Source organism: Bradyrhizobium sp. (assembly GCF_049512235.1).
Lineage (GTDB): Bacteria > Pseudomonadota > Alphaproteobacteria > Rhizobiales > Xanthobacteraceae > Bradyrhizobium.
On sequence record NZ_JBEKXH010000302.1, the window covers coordinates 1 to 8,044 of the forward strand.

An 8,044-nucleotide genomic window follows, 5' to 3' on the forward strand; every position below is an offset into this window, starting at 1 on the left:
AACTTTCGTCAGGCGCCTGCTGATAGTATTTCGCGTCGACGAGATCGGACATGCGGAAGCTCCGGAGGCAACACCCAATTTGCCTTTCAGATACACCATTAGCGAATGATTAACCAAGCAAATTTGGCGATCCGGATGGGCCGGACCGCATCAATGCCGGCCAATGGCGCGTTAATCATAATTTCGATTGGGAGCCACAATTGCCCCGCCCTGACGACGATAACAATCGCCGCGGCAATTTGGGGATCGCTGCCGGCTGTTCAACCCGGAGTTTGCCCGCAAATCCGGGCCTGCATCACCGCCGCCGCCATGGTTCCTTTCGTGCTGTGTCGGAATGTGCAACTCGGCCCGATCGGCTCTGACTTGCCGGATTGGTCCAGCTTTGGCAGGTGATATCAGCTCCGCGCCTTGATGATCTTGCGTAAGGCACTGAGGACAGGTCTTTCAAAAAGTGTATGATATAGCCACCCCGACCCGATCACGCATATCATCGAGAAGATCAGGCTGCCGCACCAGCGGTCGACCACGGCGATTTTGGCCGCGGCCCGGGATGTCAGCGAAATCATGGGATTGTGAAGCAGGTAAACTGCGTAAGACGCATCTCCAAGGCGAACAAGAAAGCGGGGAATTCGATCGCTGATACGGCGTTCGAGCAGTACCGCTCCCAGCAAAATGAAGCTCGCGCCCAGACCGAATAACAGCCGGTCCGCGCCCTCGCCCTGCGCGACCAGGAAATAGGCGCAGGCCACCGCGGCCCCGACCGCCAATGCGGCCCATCCCGAATGCTCGACCAAATGGGTGATCTTGCGGTAAAGCAGCGCGCAGATCATTCCAAACATGAACTCGATGTTGATGGAATCGAACAGCGTCGAGAACAGCGGCGCCAGAAACCCGGCAGTCGGGGGATTGGCAATGATCGCGACGGTCCAGGCTGCTGACGCGAACAGGAACACGCGCTTGCCAAGAAAGAAGAGCACGAAAATGGTATAAAACAGCATCTCGTGAATCAGCGTCCACGCCGCGACCAGAGCCGGTGGATTTTGCGACGGCACCAGAAAGATGCTCGTCCACCACCCCCAATCCCGGTCGACGTTGCTGAGCGACGGGAAAAGCAGGTAGCTCAGGATCACGACCGCACAAACCGGCAGATACGGAACGTAAATGCGCGCGACCCGCTTGAGGACGTAGGATTTCAGCGCACGCAAGGTCGATTCGTCGTCGAGATGGGAGTTGAGTATGATGAAGCCGGACAACACGAAGAAAAAATCTACTCCGAGAAATCCCTTTGCCAGTATGGCCATCAACCAGCCGGGAATAGGCTCGACGAATGCGCTGGTTCCGAGCCGAGCATGGCTTATCGCCACGCCGACCGCGGCCAAGCCCCTGCCAACCTGCAGCAACAGCAGGCGATCCCTTCGATCGGCCACCGCCACATCGGGGGCCGCAGCCGCAATGGCTGGCCGCAAGTTCTCCGCCGGAAATTTCAACGTCATGCATTTTTTAAGTGGAATTTAAACAGCTCGAGGCTTAGTTTAGCCGAGAATACCGCCATTCACTAGCCGCAGCGATCCAACGAATATGCCGGCCCGTTACTTGGTGGCAGGTTGTTTTTCGCACGGCGCAGGGCCGAAGGATTGGTATCCGCGATACGGTTCGGTCCCCCTTCCAGACGACAATCGATTATTTGCGGACGTGGCGATCAAGCATGGAGCCTGCATCGTGGTTTTCGGCGGGGTGTCACAGGGACATGCGGGTTAGTCACGACACACGGACCTTGACGGGATTGATGGCGGCGGTCGTCACGGTCACGGCCTTCGCAAAAACATTCATTCCGTTCTACCTGATCGGTTCGACCACTATTTTTGCGTTAGCCAGCGCGCTGGGGATCACTCTGGTTGCCGCGAACTGGCGCCAGCTCCGCAATGACGCGATCCAGGTCACGGACCTGCTGGTCGCACTCGCGTTGTTCTACGGCGTGGTCATCGTCAACTTTCTGACGCACTCGCTTGCCGCCGTGCCGATCACCCACCTCGCTGGCATCCTGATCTTCCACGGGATGTTTCTGATCTTCGGTTTCGCCGCGGCGCGCGCGTTGCGGACGGTCATGCTGGTGCTTGTAGTCGCGGCGGCGATCTATGCCTTCATCATCGTGCAGCACTCCGTTCGGTTCGGCGACGTGATGCGCGGAAATCATATCAACGACATTTTCGGGGTCGGCGTTCCCATCATCTTCAACACATTTCACCAGAACATCGGGCTTATTTTGGCGCTGGGCATGCTGGCCGCCCTCGGACTCGTTTCAAACCGTTTCCAACTCGCCGTCGTCTATGGCGCGCTGCCAATCCTGCTGCTCTTTCTTTTTCACATTGCCGCAAGAGGGGCGATGGTTGCGCTGGTCGGCGGCGTCCTCTTTCGGGTATTTTCGGCCTGCTGGGTCCGGTCGAAGAAGACGGCAACTCTAGCCCTCACCGCGGTAATCCTGGCGGCAACGATCGCCTCGGGGATCTTTTATCGCTACGGCATCCAGGATCGCGACGTCGATCCGGTCGCACCGGACGCGATTTCCCGCACCATTCGCGAGCTTCATGATTCGGACCCGGAGTTTCGCTTGCAGATCTGGTCGCGAACGCTGCACCATATTGTGAGCGAGCCAACTCTGCTGCCGTTCGGTCGGGGCCTCGGCATGTTCCCTGTAAATGAAGGTTTCGGTCCTCCGGATTGGCCGCTTCGCTCGGCCGAAGGGTCCAAATACTACCCCCATAATATCTTCCTCGAAATCATCTACGAAATGGGAATTGCCGGTTTGATCCCTTTCGCCTTTGTCACGTTCTTTCCGGTGGTCGCTGCATTGCGGCGCTGGCAGCTGTTTTCGGCGGCCGAAAAATCAGTCTTTACGATCTATGTCTACGATCTCGTCAGCTTGCAACTCTCCGGCGCATTTGGCCGGTCCAACATGGAGCAATTTTTTCTCGGGCTGGCCATCGGCATCATTGCCCTGAAACGGGCCGGGGAAACCGCGACGTCTCCGCTGCCGGTCGCGAAAAGCAGCTTGGACCCGGGCTATTCCGCGTAGATGCCTGCCCCATGCGCCTGGCAGACATCATAGACCGCAAGCCTTGGAGGAGCGCGCGCTGAACATGAGCTCAACGCGCTCTCTGCGGCGGAGAAATTTACCTGTGCGCCGCGACCACCCGCTTGACCCGGTCCCTGGGACTGCCCCGATAAGGACCGCGGTCAGCCAACAACGAGGTGATTCGTGAGCGCTTCCGCCCCATTCCTGTCCCCTCCGCAGCCGCTCAGCGGCTTGGCGTCTCCGCCCTGGCCTTGGGGCGGCGAACGCTTCGAACTCAGCGATTTACGGCCGTTTGGGCAGCGGCAAAACACGGGAGGAGGCGATCATCTTCTGTCCCGCCAATCACAGCCCGCCGATCGGCGTCGCACCCTATCCCGGTGCCCCCGGCTACGAGGCGGTCGCCACTTGTCTCGCCTCGCCCGAGGTACGGGCGCGGACGCAAGGCCTCATCGCGTGGAGACCGCAAACGGCCTGAGGCCGCTTGCTCGCGCAAAGCTGTCCGGTGCCGGACGTGACGAGGCCTCGCGCAACGGCAGCGGCAGGCAGCCGGTGTTCGCTTCGCGCGTCAGCTAGCCGCCCGGACGACCTGACGTTGTCCGGGATCTGGGCCGGCACCCTTGACACCCACCTGCGCGATCAAGCGCTTCATTTCGGGAATGCACGAGCCGCAATTGGTGCCGGCCTTCAATCGCACCCCGATCTCGGCAGCGCTGCCCGCACCGCCGGCGATGGCCTCGCAAATCGTATTGCGGCCGACGCCAAAGCAGGCGCAGACGATCGGGCCGGCGCTTGCCAAGCCGTCCGCCGATTTGCCTGACAGCAGCATCCGGCGTTGATCGTCGCTGAGCCGATCCGCGGCGAACAGGTTCTTGACCACATTCCAGTCGCCGGCATCGCGGGCGGGACCGACGAAGAGGCAGGTTTCGATGCGGTCCTCGACAAACGACGCGGCGCGATAGATGCCGCCGCTAAAATCCCGGTATTCGGCAAAATCGCCGCTGGCGACCTCCCGTAGCCAGCATGGCCAGCCCGCGAGATCGGCGTTATCGGCAAACAAATACCCAAAACCGCCCGCCACGGCCACGCGCGTCCACCAGGCGTGGTCAGGCAATGCCAGCGCTACCCGCGACAGGACAAAACCGCGGAAGACGTATTCGCAAGGAACGATCGACGCCGGCGTAGCCTTGTTCTCGGGCTGGCCGGAAAATGGATCGGTGAACGGCGCCACCAGCGCACCGACCCGGGCCGAGGAGGCCGTCTCGTCGCTCCAATGGATTGGTGCAAACAACATTCCGCGCTGCTGCCGCTCGCTGACCGTGACCTTGAGCGTGCATTGTCCGTAGTCGGTCGTGACGCGCGCGAAGCCGCCATCTTCCACCCCGGTTCTTGCCGCATCGTTGGGATGAACCTCGACAAACGGCTCTGGCAAATGCTGGCCCAGCCGCGGGGTCATGCCGCTGCGGGTCATGGTGTGCCATTGATCCCTGATGCGGCCGGTGTTCAGCCGCAGCGGCCGTGCTGCCGTCGTCTCCGTGCGCAGGGCCGGAATGGCCGGCGCGACGAAGCGTGCTCTGTGATCGCCGGCAAAGAATCCGCCATCGCCGAAAAACCGCGGCTGCGGCGCTTCACCCTCGCGCATCGGCCACAACACCGGCGCCATGTCATCGAACGCCTCATCCGACAGCGACTTCAGCGCGCCGATATCGAAATCGCGGCCGCCGCGATTCTCGAACGCCGACAGCGCGGCGTGCTCGCGAAACACCTCCGCCACCGAGCCGAAGTTGAATGCCGCGCCAAAACCGAGCCTTTTCGCGACCTCGTTGACGATCCACCAGTCCGGTTTGGCCTCTCCCGGCGGCGTCAGGAAGGCGCGCTGCCGCGAGATACGCCGTTCCGAATTGGTCACCGTGCCGGATTTCTCGCCCCAGGCCTGGGCCGGCAGCAGCACATGCGGACCCGCATTGACGGTGTCGTTGGAACGCACATTCTCCGAGATCACGAACAGTTCGAGTTTGCTCAAGGCCGCGCGGGCGGCGTCGGCGTCCGGCAACGACACCGCCGGATTGGTGCCCATCACCCACAGGGCCTTGATCTCGCCTCGCCCGATCGCATCGAACATCTGGACCGCCTTCAGCCCCTCATGGGTAGCGATGCGCGGCGCCTTCCAGAACCGGCGCACCCGGTCGATATCCGGCGGCGTGAAAGCCATATGCGCGGCGAGCTGATTGGCGAGCCCGCCGACCTCGCGCCCACCCATCGCATTGGGCTGCCCGGTCAGCGAAAACGGAGACGCGCCGGGCTTGCCGATTCGTCCGGTGGCGAGGTGGCAATTGATGATGGCATTGACCTTGTCGGTGCCCTGCGCCGACTGGTTGACGCCTTGCGAATACAGCGTGACCACCCGTGGTGTACACCCAAACATCTGGAAGAAGCCGGTGACGTCGGACTCGGGCAGGCCCGTTGCCAGCGCAGTTGCCGCCCCGCCGCCGGCGATGCTGCGCGCCCGCGCCAGCGCTTCTTCGAAGCCGGTGGTGTGACGTTCGATATAGCCGGCGTCGAGCGCGCCGGTATCGGCAAGATGCACCAATAACCCGCTGAACAGTGCGGTATCGGTCCCAGGCTTCAGTCCGAGATACAGATCGGCATCGCCGGCGCTATCGGTCCGGCGCGGATCGATCACCACGATACGCGCGCCACGCTTCTGCTTGTTGACAAGCATGCGCTGGAACAGAACCGGATGGCACCACGCCGCGTTGGAGCCGACCAGCACCAGGAGGTCGGCCTCATCAAGATCCTCATAGCAACCCGGCACGGTGTCGGCGCCGAACGCGCGGCGGTGACCGGCGACCGACGACGCCATGCACAGGCGCGAATTGGTATCGACATTGGCGCTGCCGACGAAGCCCTTCATCAGCTTGTTGGCGACGTAGTAATCCTCGGTCAAGAGCTGCCCGGAGAGATAGAAAGCGACCGCTCCGGGGCCGTCGCGCTTGGTGATATGCGCAAAGCGATGCGCGACATGGTCGAGCGCGTCGGTCCAGGCCACCCGCTCCATGGTGCCCTTGCTGCAGCGGATCATCGGATAGAGCAACCGGTCCTCAAAACCCAGGGTCTCGCCGAGCGCCGAACCCTTCGAACACAGCCTTCCGAAATTGGCGGGATGATCGGGATCGCCCGATATCGCGATGCCGCCAGCGCCGTCGGGTGTCGCCAGCACGCCGCAGCCAACCCCGCAATAGGGACAAGTGGTGCGTGTGGTGCCAAGGGCGGGATCGACGACTGTCATGGGACTAATCCGGGGTTACGCCGCCTCCGACTGGGTGGCAAGCGAGCGGCCGAACATCATGTCGTTGCGAATTGCGGCGATCGGCTGCCGGCTGCGGATCAATTCGAGATACCAGAGCGCATCCCCGACATCGCCGACCAGAACCGCGCCGGTCAGCCTTCCATCCGATATCACCAGCTTTTTGTAGGTGCCGCGCCTGACATCCGAGAGTACGATCGCTTCGCTGCCATCAGTTCCCAGGAAGTCGCCGGCGGAAAACACACTGACGCCGGAAACCTTGAGGTTGGTCGCAACCACACTGCCCCGATAGGCGGCGGTTCGTCCGGCGAGGTGCTGCGCCAGCACCCGCGCCTGCTCGTAAGCCGGTTCCACCAGGCCGTAACAGATACCGCGATGCTCGGCGCATTCGCCGAGCGCGAAAATATCCGGCGCGCCGGTCTTGAGATGATCGTCAACGACGATGCCACGATTGACCGCAATGCCGGCGTCCTTCGCCAGCGCTACGTTGGGCCGGATGCCGGCGGCGAAAATCACCGCATCGGCAGCGATCCTGCGTCCGTCCGCCAGCTCGATGGCCTCGACGCAGGTTTCGCCATGGAGGCGCGCGGTATCGGCCTTGAGCAGGACGCTGATGCCCTTGCGTTCGACCAGGGATTTCAGGAGTTCGGCTGCCGGGGCATCGAGCTGACGTTCCATCAGCCGGTCCATCAGATGAATGAGCGTCACCGGCGCGCCCGCCTTGGCCAGGCCGTAAGCCGCTTCCAGCCCGAGCAACCCACCGCCGACCACGACGATGCGTTTCTTCCGCGCTGCGAGCGTCAGCAGGAGATCGACGTCGCGGCTGTCGCGGAAGGTGTGCACCCCGACCAGATCGGCGCCCGGCACCTTGAGCCGCAGCGGCGTCGAGCCGGTGGCCAGCACCAGCCTGGAAAAGGCTATGCTTTCGTGACTGGCGATCTTGAGTTCGCACCGGCCGACATCGATCTCGGTAGCGAGGCAGCCATATTTCAAGGTGACGCCGCGGTCTCGCCACCACTTAGCCGGCCTGAGCTCGATATCATGCGAGGCGGTCTCGCCCGCCAGCACCGAGGACAGCAGCACGCGGTTATAGGCCAGCCGCGGCTCGTCGCCGATCACGGCGATCGCATAACGCCCGAGCGCGATCTTTGCCAGTTCGTCGACCAGACGCGCGGCGGCCATGCCATTGCCGACCACGACCAAGGGCTCGCCCATGGTGCTTCCTACTCGGCCGCTCGAGGGTAGGCTTCAGAAATCATGAAGCCGGACAGCGTCCCGTAAGCCGTCGTCCATGCGTCAGCGACTTCGGGTGTCCAAGCCTCGCCAAGTCCCTTTTCCAGGGTCCACAGCAACGCCGCGCCGACCACGGGATAGTGCTCGGCTTTGGCGCCGTAGCCGACGTGGCGCTTGGCCAGCGCGCTTGCGGCCGGCAAAATCGAAGAGAGATTGCCAAGGCCGCCGACCACCGTGGCCAGCATCGCCATCAACTTCCTGCGCTGTTCGGTCATGTCGGCGGGAAACATCGACTTTACCGCGGGCGCGACCTCGAACAAACGGTCGTAGAACAATACCGCCGCGGTTTCCGAGATTGGCGCGACCTTGGCGAAGCTGTGCTGCACGAGCGTGACTTGGTCTGGTGTCATGGTTGGCTCCTTTATTTATTGTTT

5 protein-coding genes are annotated in these 8,044 nt (G+C 62.3%); 1 reads left to right on the top strand and 4 read right to left on the bottom strand.

What is annotated here, in order from left to right; genetic code table 11:
* Nucleotides 1-395: 395 nt before the first annotated feature.
* On the bottom strand, nt 396-1,493 hold the full coding sequence (locus ABSG20_RS23965) for an acyltransferase family protein (protein ID WP_423866985.1): 1,098 nt from the start codon (nt 1,491-1,493) through the stop codon (nt 396-398).
* Between the two features lie 212 nt (nt 1,494-1,705).
* On the opposite strand from ABSG20_RS23965, the gene ABSG20_RS23970 reads away from it, so the two are divergent.
* Nucleotides 1,706-3,073 (top strand): O-antigen ligase family protein, encoded by a 1,368-nt coding sequence (locus ABSG20_RS23970; RefSeq protein WP_423866986.1) that lies wholly within the window; start codon nt 1,706-1,708, stop codon nt 3,071-3,073.
* Nucleotides 3,074-3,638: 565 nt separating this feature from the next.
* On the opposite strand, the gene ABSG20_RS23975 is transcribed toward ABSG20_RS23970, so the two are convergent.
* The 3 genes from ABSG20_RS23975 to ABSG20_RS23985 are packed head-to-tail and all read right to left on the bottom strand — an operon-like array spanning nt 3,639 to nt 8,020.
* Nucleotides 3,639-6,359, bottom strand: coding sequence for a molybdopterin-dependent oxidoreductase (locus ABSG20_RS23975; protein ID WP_423866987.1), 2,721 nt, complete (start codon nt 6,357-6,359; stop codon nt 3,639-3,641).
* 15 nt (nt 6,360-6,374) lie between these two features.
* Nucleotides 6,375-7,592, bottom strand: a complete 1,218-nt coding sequence (locus tag ABSG20_RS23980; protein WP_423866988.1) for an NAD(P)/FAD-dependent oxidoreductase — start codon at nt 7,590-7,592, stop codon at nt 6,375-6,377.
* 8 nt (nt 7,593-7,600) lie between these two features.
* Entirely contained in the window at nt 7,601-8,020 is a 420-nt protein-coding gene (locus tag ABSG20_RS23985; protein WP_423866989.1) for a globin family protein, read from the bottom strand.
* Nucleotides 8,021-8,044: the final 24 nt, after the last annotated feature.